This window comes from Vreelandella janggokensis (genome assembly GCF_031451615.1).
Classification (GTDB): domain Bacteria; phylum Pseudomonadota; class Gammaproteobacteria; order Pseudomonadales; family Halomonadaceae; genus Vreelandella; species Vreelandella janggokensis.
In genome coordinates, this window is the sequence record NZ_JARWAJ010000003.1 from 446,483 (window position 1) to 465,459 (window position 18,977).

Consider the following 18,977-nt stretch of genomic DNA (forward strand, 5'->3'; position numbering starts at 1 on the left):
CGAGTAACAACGATGCGAAACGAATGCTTTATGCGCTTTGAGCGCCTGGCCGAGGACGGTCGCGCGCGCCGGGGTCGCCTTCACTTCCCGCGGGGAACGGTAGAAACACCTGCCTTTATGCCGGTAGGTACCTACGGCACGGTAAAAGGCATGACGCCCGAATCCGTCAAAGAGATCGGCGCCGAGATCATCCTGGGCAATACCTTTCACCTCTGGTTACGCCCCGGCACCGACGTCATCGAAGCCCACGGCGACCTTCACGACTTTGCCCAATGGGACAAGCCGATCCTGACCGACTCTGGTGGTTTTCAGGTGTTCTCGCTGGGCGAGATGCGCAAAATCACCGAGCAGGGGGTGCATTTCCGCTCGCCGGTGGATGGCAGCAAAGTATTCATGGGCCCGGAAGAGTCCATGGCGGTTCAACGCTCGCTGGGATCCGATGTGGTGATGATCTTCGACGAGTGCACGCCTTACCCGGCAACGTTCGAAGAGGCCGAGAAATCCATGGAACTGTCGCTGCGGTGGGCCAAACGCTCGCGGGACGCCCATGGCGACTCCCCCTCGGCGTTGTTCGGCATCATCCAGGGCGGCATGCACCCTGAACTTCGTGAACGCTCGCTGAAGGGTTTGCTTGATATCGGCTTTGATGGGCTGGCGATCGGCGGCTTATCCGTGGGTGAGCCCAAGGACGAGATGATCAAGGTGCTCGACTATTTGCCCACCTGGATGCCCGACGACAAGCCCCGCTATCTGATGGGCGTCGGCAAGCCCGAAGACCTGGTCGAAGGCGTACGCCGTGGCGTGGATATGTTCGACTGCGTGATGCCCACGCGCAACGCACGCAACGGCCACCTGTTTACCGCTGATGGTACCGTCAAGATCCGCAACGCCGCCCATCGCTTTGATACCCGGCCGCTTGAAGAAGACTGCGATTGCCATACCTGCCAGCATTTCTCACGTGGCTACCTGCACCATCTTGACCGCTGCAACGAAATGCTTGGCTCAATGCTCAATACCATCCACAATCTGCGTTATTATCAGAGGGTGATGGCTGATTTGCGCGCGGCAATCGAAGCGGGTACATTGACGAACTTTGTGGAAGGCTTCTATGCACGGCGCGGCCTGCCGGTGCCTCCCCTTGAGAATTAATCGGCGCGCGTACAAGCGGGCGCTTTCTCTTGCTCATTCATTGAGTTTATAACCCAGGAGTTATCTGCAATGCTGGATTTCTTTATCTCACCAGCCCACGCCCAAGCAGGCGGTGCTGGCGGTGGTATTGCGCAAATCGTGATGCTGGTCGGTTTTGTGCTGATTTTCTACTTCCTGCTTTGGCGCCCCCAGGCCAAGCGCGCGAAGCAGCACAAGCAATTGATCAGTAACCTGGACAAAGGCGATGAAATCGTCATTGGCGGCGGCATGGTAGGTCGCATCACCAAGGTGAGCGATGAATTTCTCACCATGGAAATCGCCGAAGGCACCGAAGTCAACGTGCAGAAAAACGCCGTTGCCACCGTACTGCCAAAGGGCACCATCAAGTCCATCTAATGTAATGATGTAGTACCCCTGCCTTAATGCCAGCCATCCCGGCAGGGGTGACATGGTATCCACGATGGTGAACCTTGCTGTGCGCAGTGAATCTGTGCACAGCATTCCGTTTGTAATTGAAGGCAGGGCTTGCATGCTCAACCGTTATCCCCTGTGGAAGTATCTCTTGATACTGGCCGTTTTAGTGGCCGGCCTTATCTACGCGCTTCCCAACCTGTTTCCTGAAGATCCCGCCGTCCAAATCAGTAGCGCCGAAACCGGCGAAACGCTGGATGAGAGCGAAATCGAGCGTGTCGAAAACGCCCTCGATGAGGCCGACATTGCTGTCAAATCCATCGAACAAACCAACCAGCAGTGGCTTATCCGGCTGCCTAACCCCAACGATCAGCTACGCACCCAGGAAATCGCCAGCGATGTATTGGGTGATGATGCCACCGTGGCCCTTAACCTTGCCGAAGCCACCCCCGGCTGGCTGCAGGCGTTTTCCGCCTCACCCATGACGCTGGGCCTCGACTTGCGCGGCGGCGTTCACTTTCTGCTGGAAGTGGACATGGAAGCGGCCCTGACCCAGCGTCTGGAAGTTAACGCCAGTGCCGTTCGCGAAATGCTGCGTAGCGAGGGCATTCGCTATCGCAATACCGAGATAGACGAGCGCAGCCTGTCGCTTGACTTCGCAGGCGAAGAAGATCGCGATGAAGCGCGCCGCCTGATCAGCCGCGAGTTCCCCGACTTTGAATACCGCAACGAAGAAGAAGGCCGCGCGGCGCGCCTGGTGATGTCACTGACCGACGAATTGGTCAATGAAATCCAGGACTACGCGATCAATCAGAACCTGACCACGCTGCGTAACCGGGTGAATGAGCTGGGCGTCGCGGAGCCGCTGGTACAACGTCAAGGGCCTAACCGGATCGTTGTCGAACTACCCGGCGTACAGGATACCGTGGCCGCCAAGCGCGTTGTGGGTGCAACGGCTAACCTTGAATTCCGCCTGGAGGCACGCCCCGACACCCCCGACAACGAAACGGAAACCTTCAGCTTCCTCAACCAGCCATCACGTTCTGCCGACCTGATGCGCGACGTCATCGTCACCGGCGACAGCGTTTCAAACGCCAGCCGCAGCTTTGACGAAAACGGACGCCCACAGGTCAACATCGACCTTGATGGCACTGGCGGTACCCTGATGAACCGCGCCACCCGCAGCAATATCGGGCGCAACATGGCAGTGCTGTTTATCGAGCACAAGACCGAAGAGCGCACGGTCATGGAAAATGGGGAAGAGACCACGGTTCGCGAACCCTATGTGGAACGCGGCCTGATCAGTCTGGCGACCATCCAGAGCGCGCTGGGTAACAGCTTCCGCATTACCGGTCTTGAGTCACCCACCGAAGCTGCTGAGCTTGCCCTGCTGCTGCGTTCGGGGTCACTTGCCGCCCCCATCTACTTCGTCCAGGAACGCACTATCGGGCCAAGCCTGGGGGCCGACAACATCGAGCGCGGTTTGCTATCGGTCCAGATCGGCTTGTTACTGGTCGCCCTGTTCATGCTGATTCGCTACAAGGTTTTCGGTATTTTTGCCAACATCGCGCTGGCACTGAACCTGACGCTGCTGGTAGCTGCCATGTCGCTTTTGGGCGCCACGCTGACGCTTCCGGGGATCGCCGGCATCGTGCTCACGCTAGGCATGGCCGTCGACGCCAACGTACTGATATTCGAGCGAATACGCGAAGAATTGCGCAATGGCATGTCGATTCAGCAAGCGATCTACTCGGGTTACGAGCGTGCGTTCACCTCGATCGTCGACGCCAACATCACCACGCTGCTGGTGGCGGTCATTCTGTTCTCCATTGGCACCGGGCCGGTCAAAGGCTTCGCCGTCACCCTGTCGATCGGTATTTTGACTTCGATGTTTACCGCACTGTTGGTGACGCGCGCCATGGTCAACCTGACCTACGGCAGCAAGCCCGTCAAAAAGCTGTGGATCTAACGCCAATGCTCAGCCCAGATTTCACGAGGTGGTCATGAAACCTTTAACACAACGGCAAATCGACTTTATGGGGCGCCGCAAACTGGCGTTCATCGTCGCTGCCGTCCTGCTGATCGTGTCGATTGGCGCGATTTTTTTCCAGCAGCTGAATCTAGGCCTGGACTTCACTGGCGGCACCCTGATTGAAGTGCGCTACGCCGAAGCTCCTGCTCTCGACACGATACGCCAACTGCTGCAAGACAACGGCTTTGAAGACGTGGCCGTACAAACCTTTGGCGCTTCCAGCGAAGTGCTCATACGCCTGCGCCAAGCTTTCGATCCGGATATTGGCAACCAGGTCGTCAACTTACTGAGAGACGATGGCGCAAGCGTTGATCTGGTGCGCGCCGAATTCGTCGGGGCTCAGGTCGGTGACCAATTGCGCGACCAAAGCGGCATGGGGTTACTGGTCGCACTGGGTGTGGTGATGCTCTACGTGGCGCTTCGCTTCCAATACAAGTTCGCTATTGGTGCCCTGCTTGCGTTGATGCATGACGTCATTATCGTGGTCGGTTTTTTCGCCATATTTCAGCTCGATTTCGACCTGACTGTGCTGGCAGCAATTCTCGCCGTCATTGGTTACTCACTGAACGATACCATTGTGGTATACGACCGCATGCGCGAAGAAATCCGTATGTCGCGCATTGATGATATGCCGCAAATCTTCAACGATGCGATCAATGCCACGCTCTCTCGGACGCTGGCAACTTCAGGTACCACTCTGCTGGTACTCATTGCCCTGTTATTGCTGGGCGGCGACATGATCCAAAACTTCGCCATCGCCCTGCTGGTGGGTATCGTGGTGGGGACATTTTCATCCATCTATGTCTCTGGCGCACTACTTCTCCCACTCAAGCTGTCGCGGGAAGACTTGATTCCTCCCCAGAAAGAAACCGACGAAGAAGAGGAAGAACTGCCCTAATCAGGCAGGCTTTGCTTCCCAAAAAACGCCCCTGCCGTTATCCACGGCAGGGGCGTTTTGCTTTGATGACGGTGTCTTGATAATCGGGTTTAGATGGTTAGACCTTAAAGGTGGGGTGCAAGCTGCTTGATAATCGCTTTATACAGACGCGGCCCCGCCGCCAACAGCTGGCCTTCGGCTTTCACGTTGGGCTGCCCGTCCGGAGTGCCCATCAACGCACCGGCCTCCTTCAATAATAGACTGCCCACCTGCAGATCCTGCTCTTCAAGTCCCAGCACAAAGGCGCTGTCGACGCGTCCCGTCGCCAACTCGCAGATATCCAGCAACCCACTGCCCGTGGCCACCAGCGTATCTAACTGGGGAGCCAACTGTTGGGTAATGGTCAAGTAAGCAGGTAGATGACGGGTGCGTAACCACGCTTCGGGAAGGCTCATCGCCAGGCGGGTAGCGCTTATCGCCTTGGCTTGGCTAACCCGCATACGCTTACCGTTATGCTGGGCACCCCGGCCACGGCTGGCGATGTACTCGTCGTCCGCAAAGGGGGCGATAATCACCGCATGCTCGGGACGACCTTTAATCAGACACACCACTGACAGTGCAAAGCCCTTACCTGCCACGGCCAGATTGGAGTAGCCGTGCAGCGGTTCAATTTTCCAGACGATATCCTCGCTTTCAGCCTGCCCGGGCTTGAAAGTCGTGTAGCGCCCGATGACGCCGTGCTGAGGATAGCCACGCTCCAGTTGCTGAACAATTGTCGCCTCGGCTTTACGCGCCGTGTCTTCAAGCAACTTGTCGAGATTGAATTCATCGTGGGCATTTTCAATGCGCTCACGCACCTTCAAAAAATGCTCAACAGCGCTACGCGCGGCGCGCAGCGTAAATTGGACCATTGGATTCATGGTTGGGCCTTGTCACAGTGATGTTAAAGAACGTTAGGCGTAGACATCGCCTATGGCGCGCAATTCTAGCAGACCGCTATCGGGCATGCTATCGACTCATGGTAAACTGCGCCTTTTCCGCTTCTAGGGGTCGGGTTTTATCATGCTTGAGCGCGTCCGCATTGTACTTATTGGCACCAGTCATCCTGGCAATATCGGGGGGGTCGCCCGCGCCATGCATAATATGGGGCTCGCCGACCTGGCGCTGGTGGCGCCGCGCTGCGAGGTCATCACCCAGGAGAGCATTTCCCGCGCCTCGGGCGCCGACCACCTGCTTCACAGCGCTCAGGTGTTTGCGACCATCGAAGACGCCGTGGCGGACTGCACGCTGGCGGTGGGTGCCAGCGCCCGCTCGCGTACCCTGCCGTGGCCGATGATAACCCCCCGCGAGCTGGCCGACCGCCTGCCCGGAGAATGCCGGCCGAGCGAGTCGCGCGTGGCGCTGGTCTTTGGCCGTGAGGACAGCGGCCTGACCAACGCCGAGCTTCAGCGCTGCCATGCTCACGTGCATATCCCCACCAATGCTGATTTCAGCTCGCTCAACTTGGCGGCGGCCGTTCAGGTACTCGCCTATGAATGCCGCATGGCCTGGTTATCTCAAGCCAGCCAGGAGCCCAGCACCACTGATCCAGCGGACGCGGCTCTGCCCGTCACCGTATCGGAAGCGGACGATGAACTGGCTTCACACGCAGCTCTTGAAAACTATTTTGAACACCTGGAACGCGTACTGATCGCCATCGGGTTCCATGACCCAGAGAAGCCCCGTCAGCTTATGGCGCGCCTGCGACGTCTTTACCTTCGCGCCCGCCCTGAACAGATGGAAATGAATATTCTACGCGGGATTTTATCCGCCACCGAAAAGGCGGCGCATCACAAGCAGCCGCGTGAGTGAAGCGCTAGACTTGAAGAGAGTGTCACGCGCCCCCAGTATCAGATGTCTACTGCGCTCGATGACCCTGCGATTCGGGTCAAAACCACCCGGTGACGAATCGAACTGCCAACGCCCAAGGGATCCCCATGTTTCAACGCCTGCGTGAAGATATTAACAGCGTCTTTGAGCGCGACCCGGCCGCCCGCAACTTTCTTGAGGTACTGACCAACTACCCCGGACTTCACGCGCTGCTGCTGCATCGCTGCAGTCACTGGCTGTGGAAAAAAAACCTCAAGTGGCTATCGCGCTCGATGTCGACGTTTGGACGCTGGCTGACGGGCATCGAAATCCATCCCGGCGCGACCATCGGGCGGCGTTTTTTCATTGACCATGGCATGGGCGTGGTGATTGGCGAGACCGCTAGAGTGGGCGATGACGTAACGCTCTATCAGGGGGTCACGCTTGGGGGTACCAGCTGGCACAAGGGCAAGCGCCACCCGACGCTGGGCGATGGCGTGATCGTCGGCGCGGGAGCGAAAATCCTCGGCCCCTTCACCGTCGGTGCGGGCGCTAAAATCGGCTCCAATGCCGTGGTCACCAAGGAAGTCCCGGCCGGGGCGACGGTGGTCGGCATTCCCGGCAAGGTAGTGAAACGTGCCGACCCGGATGTCGAAGAAGCCCTGGACGTCGACCCGGCTCGCCGCGAAGCAATCTGCCAGAAATTCGGTTTTGATGCCTACGGCGTAAGCGAGGACATGCCCGACCCAGTCGCCCGTTCCATGCAGGCCATGCTGGATCACATGCACGCCGTGGATGAACGTATCGAACGCATGTGCTCGACGCTGCGCAAACTGGATGCCAGCTATCGGGATGGCCAGCTACCGGCGCTGCGCGATGAGGATTTCGCCGATATTCTGGATGAAGCCGACGGCGCCTGCTCGGATTCAGCAAAATATCCACGATCAACGACCTCGGCTGAGCAGGACGCTTCATCGGGTAATGGTTGACCAAAGCACTCGGGTTTTCCCATAATGGCGAAACATTTGCCGTTAGCGCTGAGCCACCGGCGTCGAGGTACCTGTCATGCGTTTGACTACCAAAGGGCGTTACGCCGTAACCGCCATGTTGGACTTAGCCCTGAATGCCCAGCATGGGCCCACCAGCCTTAGCGATATTTCCCAGCGCCAGGAAATATCCCTGTCGTATTTAGAGCAACTGTTTGCACGGTTACGCCGTTACGGGCTGGTGAATAGCGTGCGGGGCCCGGGTGGCGGTTACCTCCTCGCCCACGCACCTGACAGCATCAGCGTTTCCCAGGTAATTGACGCGGTTAACGAAACCGTCGACGCCACACGCTGCCAGGGGCTTTCGGACTGCCAGCAGGGAGATACCTGCCTGACGCACCATTTATGGTGCGATCTCTCGGCGCAGATTCGCCATTTTCTGAACGACGTGACGCTGGCTCAGTTGATGCAGCGACCCGATGTAATGCAGGTCGCTGAACGCCAGCAGCAACGGGTCGCGGCAGGTATCCTTGCTTCGTCAACCTGATACGCCAGCACCTTCTTTCCACCACAGGTACATGACCACGATGACTGCTGCTTCGCTTCCCATCTACCTTGATTATGCCGCCACAACGCCGGTCGACCAGCGTGTGGCCGAGGTGATGCAGCGTTACCTGACCGTGGATCAACTGTTCGCCAACCCGGCTTCGCGCAGCCACATGCTGGGCTGGCAGGCGGAACAAGCCGTGGAGCAGGCACGTCGCCAGGTGGCCGATACGATCGGTGCTGACCCACGCGAAATCGTCTGGACCAGCGGTGCCACCGAGGCCGACAACCTGGCACTGATCGGCTTCATGCGCGCCAATCGCGAACGGGGCATGCACCTGGTGACGTCAGCCATTGAACACAAGGCGATTATCGACACCGCCCGGGCGCTTGAAAACGAGGGCTTTGAGGTTACCTGGCTGACGCCGGGACCCGACGGCTGCATCCAGCCCGATCAACTACGCGAGGCCATGCGGGATGACACCGCGCTGGTTTCGCTAATGGCGGTCAACAACGAGCTCGGCAGCATCAATGACATTGCCGCCCTCGCCGCGGTGACCCACGAGTTCGGTGCCGCCTTTCATTGCGATGCCGCCCAGGCCGTCGGCCGCATCGAACTATCGGTGGTCGCCCAGCAGGTGGACCTAATGTCGCTGTCAGGCCACAAGGCCTATGGGCCGAAGGGCGTGGGGGCGCTCTACGTGAAGCGCCACCCGGATATGCGCATTGAAGCGCTGATTCACGGCGGCGGCCACGAGCGTGGCATGCGCTCCGGCACCCTGCCCACGCATCAGATTGCCGGCATGGGCGAAGCCTTTAACCTGATGCAGCAGCAACATGCTGCAGATCAAACGCATATCACCCAACTGCAGCAACGCTTTCTGAAAGGACTGGAGGGACTGGACGGTGTCTACGCCAATACCCCTATTTCCCAGGCAGTCCCCAATATTTTGAACCTCGCCTTTGAAGGTGTGGAAGGTGAATCGCTACTGATGGGGCTGCGCGATGTCGCTGTCTCTACCGGCTCTGCATGCAACTCTGCAAGCGTAGATCCGTCATACGTATTACTTGGCATTGGCGTACCGCGACGTCTTGCCCTCTCGTCGATACGTTTCAGCTTCGGACGCTTTACTACCGAGGCTGACATCGACCATGCCATCACGCTTATCCGCCATGCGGTGAGCGGGCTGCGCGCTTAGCAGCGCTAAGCGGCTGACTACTTACAGGAGGACGCCTCAATGGCCACACTCAACATTACCCCAGCTGCCGCCCAGCAGATCCAGCAAGTGCTCGACGAACGCGGTCAAGGTTTGGGCCTGCGCGTTTCCGTCAAGCCCAGCGGCTGCTCAGGCTATAGCTATGTACTGGACTTTGCCGATCAGGTGAACGACGAGGACGTTCGCTTCGAGGCCAATGGTGCGAGCGTTTATGTTGCCCCCGACGCCGTTGAGATGCTCGACGGCAGCGAAGTCGACTACGTCAACGAAGGCTTGAATCGCTTTTTCCGTTTCAATAACCCCAACGTAAAAGACGAATGCGGCTGCGGTGAAAGCTTTACCGTCTAGTGCGCGTTGCAGGCTCATGACGGGGCGGTATTCATCCCCCGGCTTAAGCGCTATAATCGCGCCACTCGTTAGCCGACATGGCTGGCGACACCTTATTTGTACCGCCCCGGCCCACCGGGGCGGCAATGTTTTTCATCCTTTCAGGAGACGCTGAACATGGCAACTGAACGTACGCTATCTATCATCAAGCCCGACGCCGTAGCCAAAAACGCCATTGGCGAGATCATCGCCCGTTTTGAGAACGCCGGGCTGCGCGTGGTCGCCGCAAAAATGCTGCACCTGTCTGAAGAAAAAGCCGGCGGCTTTTACGCTGAGCATAAAGAGCGTCCGTTCTTCAAGGACCTGGTCGGTTTCATGACCTCAGGCCCGGTTGTCGTGCAAGTGCTTGAAGGCGAAGGCGCGGTTGCCAAAAATCGCGACTTGATGGGAGCCACCAACCCCAAGGAAGCCGCAGCCGGCACGATTCGCGCCGATTTTGCGGAAACAATCGACGCCAACGCTGTCCATGGCTCTGACTCTGTGGAAAGCGCCGAGCGCGAAATTAACTACTTCTTCAGCAACGACGAAATCTGCCCGCGCTAGCCTTTAAGGTAGCGCCGCCGTTTCAACGTCTGTTGCCGGCCATTTACGCGGGGGCTTCGCCCTCGCCATTTCCCAATACGCTGACCGCCATGACCACCACCGTAGCCCAACATACGCCTAGCTCTGCCCCCCAACATACGCCCAGCGCAAAAGCGACGCCCGAGCGTCAAAACCTGCTGGGTATGTCGCGCGAGCAGATGGCGGCCTTTTTTGTCTCTATCGGCGAAAAGAAATTTCGTGCCGCCCAGGTGATGAAGTGGATTCACATCGAAGGGTGCGATGACTTTTCCGCGATGACCAACCTGTCGAAACCGCTGCGGGAAAAGCTCGCCCAGGTGGCGGAAATTCGCGGGCCGGGGGTGATCTACGAGGGCACTTCGAGCGATGGCACACGCAAGTGGGTGCTGGAAGTGGAAGACGGCAGCTACGTCGAGACCGTGCTGATCCCTGCCGAAAACGGTAAGCGCCGCACCCTGTGCGTTTCTTCCCAGGTGGGCTGCTCGCTGGACTGCAGCTTCTGCTCGACCGGCAAGCAAGGCTTTCAGCGCAACCTCACTGCCGCTGAAATCATCGGCCAGGTGTGGGTCGCCCAGCGCAGCGTCGGCCCGCGGCGGGACACTGCCAACCGGCCGGTGACCAATGTGGTGATGATGGGCATGGGCGAGCCGCTCCTCAACTATGATAACGTCGTGCCGGCCATGAAGCTGATGCTCGACGACGACGGCTATGGCCTGTCCAAGCGCCGGGTCACGCTTTCCACCTCGGGCGTGGTACCCATGCTGGACAAGCTCGGCGATGAGCTTGACGTCAGCCTGGCAGTGTCGCTTCACGCCGCCAACGATGAGCTGCGTAACGAACTCGTACCGCTAAATCGCAAGTACAACATACGGTCATTGATGGATGCCTGTCACCGCTATTTGGCTAAATGCCCAGAAAACCGGTTGGTGACCATCGAATATACCCTGATCAAAGACGTCAATGACCAGCAAGAGCACGCCGAGCAGTTAGCGGCGCTGCTCGACGAGCTACCCTGTAAAATCAATTTGATTCCGTTCAACCCGTTCCCCAACTCCGGGTATGAAACACCATCGCGGAACCAGACAATGCGTTTCCAGCAGTGGCTGCACGACTTGGGCTACACTGCTCCCATTCGGTCGACGCGCGGCGATGATATTGATGCCGCCTGCGGACAGCTTGTGGGCCGGGTGAAGGATCGCACCAAACGCAGCGCCCGCTATATCCAATCGATTCAATTGGATGCCGACTGATGAGACGCCTTCTTGACTTCCGGTTAACACAGCGCTTTGATGGACACGGTTTAATTTAGCGATCCCCCTTTTTTACCGTTACCTTGCGAGGATCTACATGATGTGTCACCGCAGGCTTTACCACCCATCTCGGGTGTCCTTGCTCGCCGCGCTGATCGGCAGCATGTGGCTAGCCGGCTGTGCCTCTACCTCCAATGTACCCTCCTCGCCGTCACCTCCCGAGGCCGCATCAGCCTATACCCAGCTCGGCGTTGCCTACCTGGAACGCGACAACCTGCCAAGAGCACTCAATGCACTGGACCGTGCGCTTGAGATCGCCCCCGATAATGCGGAAGCGCTGCAGGCCATCGCGCTGGTTTACCAGCAGCAAGGGGAAAGCAACCTGGCTGACCAGCATTTCCAACGTGCTATCGAGACGGCGCCCGAGTTTACCCGTGCGCGTAACAATTACGCCGCGTTTCTTTACCAAGAGGGGCAAGTGGAAGCCGCCTGCAACCAACTGGAAATCGCTTCCAAGGATGCCCAGTACGATAATCGTACCCAACTTTTTGCCAATTTAGGGCAGTGCTATATGGCCCTGGGCGAGACGGAATTAGCACGCGAGCGCTTTAAACGCGCGCAACAAATCGATCCGCGCAACCCACGCGGCTATTTAATGTTAGCTGAACTCGAATATTCACAGGGCAATTACGCCGAGGCATGGTCACCGCTGCAAAAACACCTGCAGCTTGCCGGGCCGAGCCAGGATGCGCTGACGCTGGCCATTGATATTGCCGAAGCCAGAGGCGATCACGCCGCTGTGGCCGACTATCAACGTCAGCTGAGTGCCAATTGAGCGATGGACGCCCTGACCACCGATTATTTAATGAAGGATGCTCAGCCATGAGCGAGACACCGTCACAAGCTAGCGACACCCCAAATGTTAATGACTCCCCCGGCGAGCTGTTGGCCCGCCGCCGCGAACAACTTGACATTGCCCTTAACGACGCCGCTCGGGCGCTGAATCTGCGCCCTGCCGTTGTCGATGGCCTCGAGCGCGATGATTACAGCGAAATCCCGGTGGTGACCTATCGCCGCGGTTACCTGCGCGCCTATGCCAAATATCTCGAACTGGATGAACGACAGATACTTGAGGCTTACCGGGCGCGCTTTGGCGAAGCCGATGTCGAACGCAAAGTTACGCCGGTCGCAGTCACCAAGCCGCCCTCACGACTGGGCGCCTGGTTATTCAAGCTGGTGACATTACTGGTCATCGTGGCGTTGATTGCCGTTACCGTCATGTGGTGGCAAAGCCGCGGGGGGAACGAGCTCCCTGACCTGGATTCATCGTCACAAATGGACACACCCGAAGCGCAGGACCAGGCCGGTGATTTATTAGACGAGCCTTCACAGACTGAATCGGCGGTTTCATCCAGCGACGCAGAAGAAGAAACGACATTTGACGATCTGGTCGCTGAAGATGACACCAGCACAGCGGAGAGCAATCTTGCCGCAGAAAGCACCGAAGACAGTATCAGTGAGACAACAAGTAACGATACGTCCTCAACTGAACCTGATCCTGCATCGCTGGTCGACGGCGATGAGGCGGCTCAGGCCAACAATCTGGCAACAACGGATAGCGAGGATGATGACAGCAACAGCGATGACGGCAACAACGACGCCAACCCTAACCTTCTGACGCTGACCTTCAACGAACAGTCATGGACCGAAATTATCGACGCTGACAACCAGCGCGTGCTGGTAGGACTTCAAGAACCTGGCACGTCTGCCAGTGTCGAAGGTCAGCCACCGTTCCGGCTCACCGTGGGCAACGTCACTGGCGTTGAAATGCGCTATCAAGGCGAAGACGTCGACTTGACCTCTCGCGCAGGCGCCAACAACGTGGCTCGCTTCACTCTGGGAGAGTAACCGACTTATGCACGCTCATTCGCCCATCAAGCGCCGGGCTTCGCGCCAAATCCATGTGGGTAACGTTGCCGTTGGCGGAGATGCGCCCATCGCCGTTCAGAGCATGACCAACACGGACACGCTGGACGTCGAGGCGACCGTTGCGCAAATAGCCCAGTTAGAGAAAGCCGGGGCTGATATCGTACGCGTGTCAGTGCCCGATATGGACGCCGCTGAAGCCTTTGGCAAGATCAAGCGCCAAGCCAACGTGCCGCTGGTCGCCGACATCCACTTTGATTACAAGATTGCCCTGCGTGTGGCCGAGCTAGGCGTTGACTGCCTGCGCATCAACCCTGGCAATATTGGCCGGGAAGACCGCGTCCGTGCGGTCGTCAGTGCCGCGCGCGAGCATGGCATTCCCCTGCGTATCGGCGTAAATGCGGGTTCTCTCGAGAAAGACCTGCAAAAAAAATACGGCGAACCGACACCGGCAGCCCTGGTCGAATCGGCGATGCGCCATATCGACTACCTGGACCGCCTGGATTTTCCTGACTTCAAGGTCAGCGTAAAGGCCTCGGATGTCTTCATGGCCGTGGCCGCTTACCGCGACCTGGCCACACGCATTGAGCAGCCACTCCACCTGGGTATTACCGAAGCAGGCGGGCTACGCTCCGGCACGGTAAAATCCTCCATCGGCCTTGGCATGCTGCTGATGGATGGGATTGGCGATACGATTCGTGTCTCGCTCGCAGCTGACCCTGTGGAAGAAATCAAGGTCGGCTACGACATGCTGAAAAGCCTCAAACTCCGCTCCAAAGGCATCAACTTTATTGCCTGCCCGAGCTGCTCGCGGCAGAATTTCGATGTCATCAGCACCATGAACCAGCTTGAAGAACGGCTGGAAGACGTCATGACCCCGCTTGATGTGTCGGTCATTGGCTGTGTGGTCAACGGTCCTGGCGAAGCCAAGGAAACCGATATTGGCTTGACCGGCGGCAGCCCCGCCAACCTGGTGTATATCGACGGCAAGCCGTCCAGCAAATTACGCAACGACCACCTTGTCGATGACTTGGAGCGGCTGATCCGCGACAAAGTCCGTGAAAAACAGCAGCAGGAAGACAACACGATCGCCCGCAGCGTTTAAGCACAACGCGGGATAGCCGACCCAGGGAGTTTGCCTTGAGCAAGTCTGTAGCGAAAAAAATCCAAGCCATTCGAGGCATGAATGATTTATTGCCCAGCGAGAGTTCTCGCTGGCAATTTTTTGAAGGAATAGTCCGCCAGTTGATGCAGCGTTACGGTTTTGCGGAAATCCGCACGCCGATCGTCGAGCAGACTGCGCTGTTTGCGCGCTCCATCGGGGAAGTCACCGACATCGTCGAAAAGGAGATGTATACCTTCGAAGACCGTAACGGCGACAGCCTTACCCTGCGTCCCGAAGGCACCGCCAGCTGCGTACGCGCCGCCATGGAAAATGGTCTTCTGTACAACCAGACCCAACGGTTGTGGTACCAGGGGCCGATGTTCCGCCATGAGCGGCCGCAGAAGGGTCGCTATCGCCAGTTTCACCAGGTCGGCATTGAGGCTTACGGTTTTGAAGGACCGGACATTGATGCCGAGGTCATTCTGCTCTCTGCTCGCCTGTGGCAAGAGCTGGGGCTGATGGAGCACGTGACCCTCGAGCTCAACTCGTTGGGCTCCAGCGAGGCCCGCGCGGCTTACCGTGACAAGCTGGTTGCCTATTTCGAGCAGCATCGCGACGTGCTTGACGAAGACGCCAAGCGGCGGCTGACCAGTAACCCACTGCGCATTCTCGACTCCAAAAACCCGGCCATGGCGGAGATGCTCGACGGCGCTCCGCGCTTGCTGGATAACCTTGACGAGCCTTCGCAGGCCCACTTTGAGCAACTCAAAGCCATGCTCGACGCGGCGGGTATTGACTATGTCATCAACCCGCGGCTGGTCCGCGGTCTCGACTACTACTCGCGTACCGTCTTCGAGTGGACGACGACGGCACTGGGCAGCCAGGGTACCGTATGCGCTGGCGGCCGCTACGACGGCCTCGTCGAACAACTGGGCGGCAAACCCACCCCCGGGGTGGGTTTTGCCATGGGCATTGAGCGTCTGATTTTATTGCTCGAAACTCTCGATCTTGTGCCTGACGAAGCTGCCAGCGACGTGTATCTGCTGGCGATGGACGACACGGCGACGATTGCCGCGATCACCTTGGCCGAGCAGCTACGCAGCGAACTTCCCTGGCTACGTCTGCAGTTGCATTGCGGCGGCGGCAGTTTCAAAAGCCGGATGAAAAAAGCCGATAAAAGCGGGGCCGCGTTCGCCTTGCTGTTAGGTCAAGACGAAATAGCCGAAAATGCTGTCACGCTCAAGGCCCTGCGCGACGACCGGGAACAGCAACGTGTTCCCCAGGCAATGCTGGCTCACACGCTTAGCGAGCAGCTACCCAACACCCCATAAACGAGTGGCAGGCATTGCCTGCCACTCAACCCATCATGACCGTAGCCGTGGGCGGCGGTTATTGCTGAATAGGAGGCCGCCCGTGGCGGATAGAAGCGAAGACGAACAGCTGGATGTGATCAAGCGCTGGTGGAAAGAAAACGGCACGTCACTGATCGCTGGCGCTGCGCTGGCGGCAGCCGGCGTATTCGGTTGGAACGCCTGGCAGGATTATCAAGCCGACAAAGCCGAGGCAGCGTCAGTACGCTATCAGCAGCTGGTTAGCCTCGCCGCCGGCAATGAGCTTGAAGGCGACCAGCTCAGCGAAGCCCGTGAGATGGTCGACGAGATTGTCAGTGAGCACGACGACACCTTGTACGCTGAACTGGCCTTACTGCTTGATGCCCGCCTGGCCGTTCAGCAGGATGACCTCGACAGCGCTGTTGAGTCGCTTACCCAGGTGGCGGAATCTTCGTCGCGGCGCTATGTGCAAAGCCTTGCCTGGCTGCGCCTGGCACGTCTCGCCATCGCCAACGACGACCCCGAACGCGCGCTCGAACTGCTCGATGAACCGATCACCGACCCCCTGGCAGCCCAGCAAGCCAACGTCCGGGGCGACGCCCACATGGCGCTTGGCCAGAACGACCAGGCTCGAAACGCCTGGCAGGATGCCCTTTCGCTGGCACAGCAACAAGGCCAGCCGCTATACGGCGTGCAGTTCAAGCTTGACGATCTCGGCGCTGAGGAGACAACTCAATGACCCCCCTGTTTTCAACATCAATGTTATCCATATCTACGTTTTCGAAACGCACGCTTCCAACTCCCATCATGCGTGCGGCCCTGGGCGCCGCTGCACTGGTCCTATTGGCTGGCTGCGCGAGCAAAAGCGAACCTGCATACACGCCCAAAGAGCTTAAAAGCTTCGAAGCAAGTTCAACCCTTGAGACGCTTTGGCAACACGACGTAGGCGACGGCCTGGGACGGGCGCACTACCCCATTGCGCCAGCGCGCGAAGGCGATAACGTCTTCGCCGCCGACGCGCAAGGCGTGGTGATGTCGTTTTCCGCCAACGACGGCGAGGAACGCTGGGAAGTCGACCTGGACACGCCCATCTCCAGTGCCTTGACCGCGATTGCCGGTCAGGTCTATCTGGGCACACGTAACGGCGAAGTCATTTCCCTGGACCAAAGCGACGGCAGTGTTAACTGGCGCGCGCGGGTCTCCAGCGAAGTGCTGGCAGCCCCCCAGGCCAACCCGGAGTTGCTGGTCGTACAAAGCATCGACGGCCAGGTGACCGCACTTGACCGCGCAAGCGGTGACGAGCGCTGGGTATTTTCCAGTTCACTGCCGTCACTGACCCTGCGTGGCACCGGCACGCCTCTGGTGATCGAGCCGGTCAGCTTTGTCGGCCTGGCCAACGGCCGTTTGACGACTATTGATAATCGCAATGGGCAGCCACTATGGGATATGCAGATTGCCACGCCTCAAGGTCGTAGCGAAGTCGAGCGCCTTGTCGACCTTGCGGGCCAGCCGATTCTCAGCCGGGAAGGTCGCCTGTTCGTGACCAGTTATAACGGCCAACTGGTGGCACTGGATGCGACGCGCGGCAATGTCCTATGGGAGCGCGAACTCTCCAGCCGCCACTCGCCCTTGCTGGTGGGTGACCTGCTGTTTGTGGTCACCGACGATAGTCACTTGGTCGCCATTGACAGCACTAATGGCCAGGAAGTGTGGCGCAACGACGCCCTGGAAGATCGCTGGCTGACGGCCCCCACCTTCGCCGACGGGCGTGTGGTGGTAGGCGATTTTGAAGGCTATGTGCACCTGATCGACGCCCGCGAAGGAGAGCTGGTGGGTCGCACCGAAGTCGACAGCTCGGGCATTAGCGTCCCGGCGGTCACTGAAGGCGACGTGATCCACGTGCTGGCCAATGACGGACATTTTGAAACGCTGGAAGTCTCTCCATGACACCTGTGATTGCGCTAGTTGGCCGCCCGAACGTGGGCAAGTCGACGCTGTTTAACCGCCTTACCCGCTCGCGGGATGCGTTGGTCGCCGACTTTCCCGGCCTGACCCGCGATCGCAAGTATGGCAACGGCATGCTGGGCAATAAAGCCTATACCGTGATCGACACCGGCGGCATCAGCGGCGACGAACAAGGCATCGATGCGGCCATGGCGGAGCAATCGCTGGCCGCCATCGACGAAGCGGATATCGTGCTATTCATGGTCGATGCGCGGGCAGGCTTGAACATGGCCGACGAGGCCATTGCCAACCACCTGCGGGTCAACCAGAAGAAAACCTGGCTGGTGGTCAACAAGACCGATGGGTTGGAAGAACACTCTGCCATGGGCGATTTCTGGTCGCTTGGCCTGGGTGACCCATGGCCGATTGCGGCGGCTCACGGCCGCAACGTCTCGACCCTGATGGATACGGTGCTCGAGCCCTTTCCCGAGCGCGATGCCGACATACCCGCCGACACCGGTACCAAGGGCATTCGTATCGGCGTGATCGGGCGGCCCAATGTGGGCAAATCGACGCTGGTCAACCGCCTGCTGGGTGAGGAACGTGTGGTCGTCTTCGATGAGGCGGGCACCACGCGTGACGCCATCGAAATCCCTTTCGAACGCCGCGGCAAGCCTTATGTGCTGATTGATACCGCCGGGGTCCGGCGACGCAAGAACGTCAGTGAAGTGGCCGAAAAGTTTTCCATCATCAAGACCCTGGACGCCATTAAAGAATGCCATGTCGCGGTGATGGTGCTGGATGCACGCAGTGGACTGGTCGAGCAGGACCTGCACCTGCTCGATTACGTTCTTACCTCCGGCCGGGCCCTGGTGTTGGCGGTCAATAAATGGGACGGACTGGAAAGCGAAGCCAAGGATAAGATGCGTAACGAAATCAAGCGTCGCCTGGGCTTTGCCGACTACGCCGAGATGCACTTTATTTCAGCGCTGCACGGTACGGCGGTAGGCGACCTTTACCCGTCGATTGACCGCGCTTTCAATGCCGCCAACGCCCACTGGTCCACCAACCGCCTGACCACGCTGCTTCAGGATGCTGTCAGCCAGCATCCGCCGCCGATGATCCATGGGCGACGCATCAAGCTGCGCATGGCCCACCAAGGCGGCAGCAATCCGCCGATCATCGTCGTGCATGGCAATCAGACAGCCTCCCTGCCCGACGCCTACCGCCGCTACCTGACCAATACCTTCCGCAAGGTGTTGAAGGTGCGCGGCACGCCCATGCGTTTCGAGTTTCGCTCCGGCGACAACCCCTTTGACCACATGGCAGGCGCCAGCGACAAAGAGAAAGCCAAAAAGCGTGAGCTCAACCGCACCAAAGAGGCACGTAAAAGCCGCCGTTAAACGG

19 protein-coding genes are annotated in these 18,977 nt (G+C 58.7%); 18 read left to right on the top strand and 1 reads right to left on the bottom strand.

The genetic code is table 11. The features are described 5' to 3' along the window. The first annotated feature begins 30 nt into the window (after nucleotides 1-30). From tgt to secF, 4 genes are all read left to right on the top strand, one after another. Nucleotides 31-1,149 (top strand): tRNA guanosine(34) transglycosylase Tgt, encoded by a 1,119-nt coding sequence (tgt, locus tag QC816_RS11725; protein WP_085918465.1) that lies wholly within the window; start codon nucleotides 31-33, stop codon nucleotides 1,147-1,149. A 69-nt stretch (nucleotides 1,150-1,218) separates the two neighbouring features. Next, complete coding sequence (gene yajC, locus QC816_RS11730; protein ID WP_066321865.1) at nucleotides 1,219-1,545, top strand: preprotein translocase subunit YajC; 327 nt, start codon at nucleotides 1,219-1,221, stop codon at nucleotides 1,543-1,545. Between the two features lie 133 nt (nucleotides 1,546-1,678). Beyond that, a complete protein-coding gene (gene secD / locus QC816_RS11735; protein WP_268901127.1) occupies nucleotides 1,679-3,529 on the top strand; it encodes a protein translocase subunit SecD in 1,851 nt (616 codons plus the stop codon). A gap of 34 nt (nucleotides 3,530-3,563) precedes the next feature. Beyond that, a complete protein-coding gene (gene secF, locus QC816_RS11740; protein ID WP_309782368.1) occupies nucleotides 3,564-4,490 on the top strand; it encodes a protein translocase subunit SecF in 927 nt (308 codons plus the stop codon). A gap of 104 nt (nucleotides 4,491-4,594) precedes the next feature. On the opposite strand, the gene QC816_RS11745 is transcribed toward secF, so the two are convergent. Beyond that, complete coding sequence (locus tag QC816_RS11745) at nucleotides 4,595-5,389, bottom strand: inositol monophosphatase family protein (protein WP_085918437.1); 795 nt, start codon at nucleotides 5,387-5,389, stop codon at nucleotides 4,595-4,597. A gap of 142 nt (nucleotides 5,390-5,531) precedes the next feature. Here QC816_RS11745 and QC816_RS11750 point away from each other — a divergent pair, with 142 nt between their 5' ends. The 14 genes from QC816_RS11750 to der all read left to right on the top strand — a co-directional run bounded on the left by QC816_RS11750 (nucleotide 5,532) and on the right by der (nucleotide 18,973). Beyond that, nucleotides 5,532-6,320, top strand: coding sequence for an RNA methyltransferase (locus QC816_RS11750; RefSeq protein WP_085918436.1), 789 nt, complete (start codon nucleotides 5,532-5,534; stop codon nucleotides 6,318-6,320). A gap of 125 nt (nucleotides 6,321-6,445) precedes the next feature. Next, nucleotides 6,446-7,306 (top strand): serine O-acetyltransferase, encoded by an 861-nt coding sequence (cysE, locus tag QC816_RS11755; RefSeq protein WP_264824520.1) that lies wholly within the window; start codon nucleotides 6,446-6,448, stop codon nucleotides 7,304-7,306. A 76-nt stretch (nucleotides 7,307-7,382) separates the two neighbouring features. Continuing rightward, nucleotides 7,383-7,850 (top strand): Fe-S cluster assembly transcriptional regulator IscR, encoded by a 468-nt coding sequence (iscR, locus tag QC816_RS11760; protein WP_085918434.1) that lies wholly within the window; start codon nucleotides 7,383-7,385, stop codon nucleotides 7,848-7,850. A gap of 40 nt (nucleotides 7,851-7,890) precedes the next feature. Further along, nucleotides 7,891-9,048: an IscS subfamily cysteine desulfurase gene (locus QC816_RS11765; protein WP_264824521.1), complete on the top strand. Its 1,158-nt coding sequence runs from the start codon at nucleotides 7,891-7,893 to the stop codon at nucleotides 9,046-9,048. 39 nt (nucleotides 9,049-9,087) lie between these two features. Next, complete coding sequence (locus tag QC816_RS11770) at nucleotides 9,088-9,414, top strand: HesB/IscA family protein (RefSeq protein ID WP_085918432.1); 327 nt, start codon at nucleotides 9,088-9,090, stop codon at nucleotides 9,412-9,414. Between the two features lie 156 nt (nucleotides 9,415-9,570). After that, nucleotides 9,571-9,996, top strand: a complete 426-nt coding sequence (gene ndk, locus QC816_RS11775; protein ID WP_085918431.1) for a nucleoside-diphosphate kinase — start codon at nucleotides 9,571-9,573, stop codon at nucleotides 9,994-9,996. A gap of 89 nt (nucleotides 9,997-10,085) precedes the next feature. Next, entirely contained in the window at nucleotides 10,086-11,264 is a 1,179-nt protein-coding gene (gene rlmN / locus QC816_RS11780) for a dual-specificity RNA methyltransferase RlmN (RefSeq protein ID WP_199284647.1), read from the top strand. A 97-nt stretch (nucleotides 11,265-11,361) separates the two neighbouring features. Next, nucleotides 11,362-12,099 carry a type IV pilus biogenesis/stability protein PilW gene (pilW, locus tag QC816_RS11785; protein WP_085918430.1) on the top strand — a complete coding sequence of 246 codons (738 nt, stop codon included), beginning with the start codon at nucleotides 11,362-11,364 and terminating at the stop codon, nucleotides 12,097-12,099. 47 nt (nucleotides 12,100-12,146) lie between these two features. After that, on the top strand, nucleotides 12,147-13,172 hold the full coding sequence (locus tag QC816_RS11790; RefSeq protein ID WP_309782374.1) for a RodZ domain-containing protein: 1,026 nt from the start codon (nucleotides 12,147-12,149) through the stop codon (nucleotides 13,170-13,172). 7 nt (nucleotides 13,173-13,179) lie between these two features. Then, nucleotides 13,180-14,295 carry a flavodoxin-dependent (E)-4-hydroxy-3-methylbut-2-enyl-diphosphate synthase gene (ispG, locus tag QC816_RS11795; RefSeq protein ID WP_066321885.1) on the top strand — a complete coding sequence of 372 codons (1,116 nt, stop codon included), beginning with the start codon at nucleotides 13,180-13,182 and terminating at the stop codon, nucleotides 14,293-14,295. A gap of 35 nt (nucleotides 14,296-14,330) precedes the next feature. Further along, nucleotides 14,331-15,626, top strand: coding sequence for a histidine--tRNA ligase (gene hisS / locus QC816_RS11800; RefSeq protein ID WP_085918428.1), 1,296 nt, complete (start codon nucleotides 14,331-14,333; stop codon nucleotides 15,624-15,626). An 82-nt stretch (nucleotides 15,627-15,708) separates the two neighbouring features. Further along, nucleotides 15,709-16,365, top strand: coding sequence for a YfgM family protein (locus QC816_RS11805; protein WP_085918427.1), 657 nt, complete (start codon nucleotides 15,709-15,711; stop codon nucleotides 16,363-16,365). Between the two features lie 68 nt (nucleotides 16,366-16,433). Then, nucleotides 16,434-17,573: an outer membrane protein assembly factor BamB gene (gene bamB, locus QC816_RS11810; protein ID WP_309782412.1), complete on the top strand. Its 1,140-nt coding sequence runs from the start codon at nucleotides 16,434-16,436 to the stop codon at nucleotides 17,571-17,573. Continuing rightward, complete coding sequence (gene der / locus QC816_RS11815; RefSeq protein WP_085918425.1) at nucleotides 17,570-18,973, top strand: ribosome biogenesis GTPase Der; 1,404 nt, start codon at nucleotides 17,570-17,572, stop codon at nucleotides 18,971-18,973. The genes bamB and der overlap by 4 nt, the downstream gene beginning before the upstream one ends. Nucleotides 18,974-18,977: the final 4 nt, after the last annotated feature.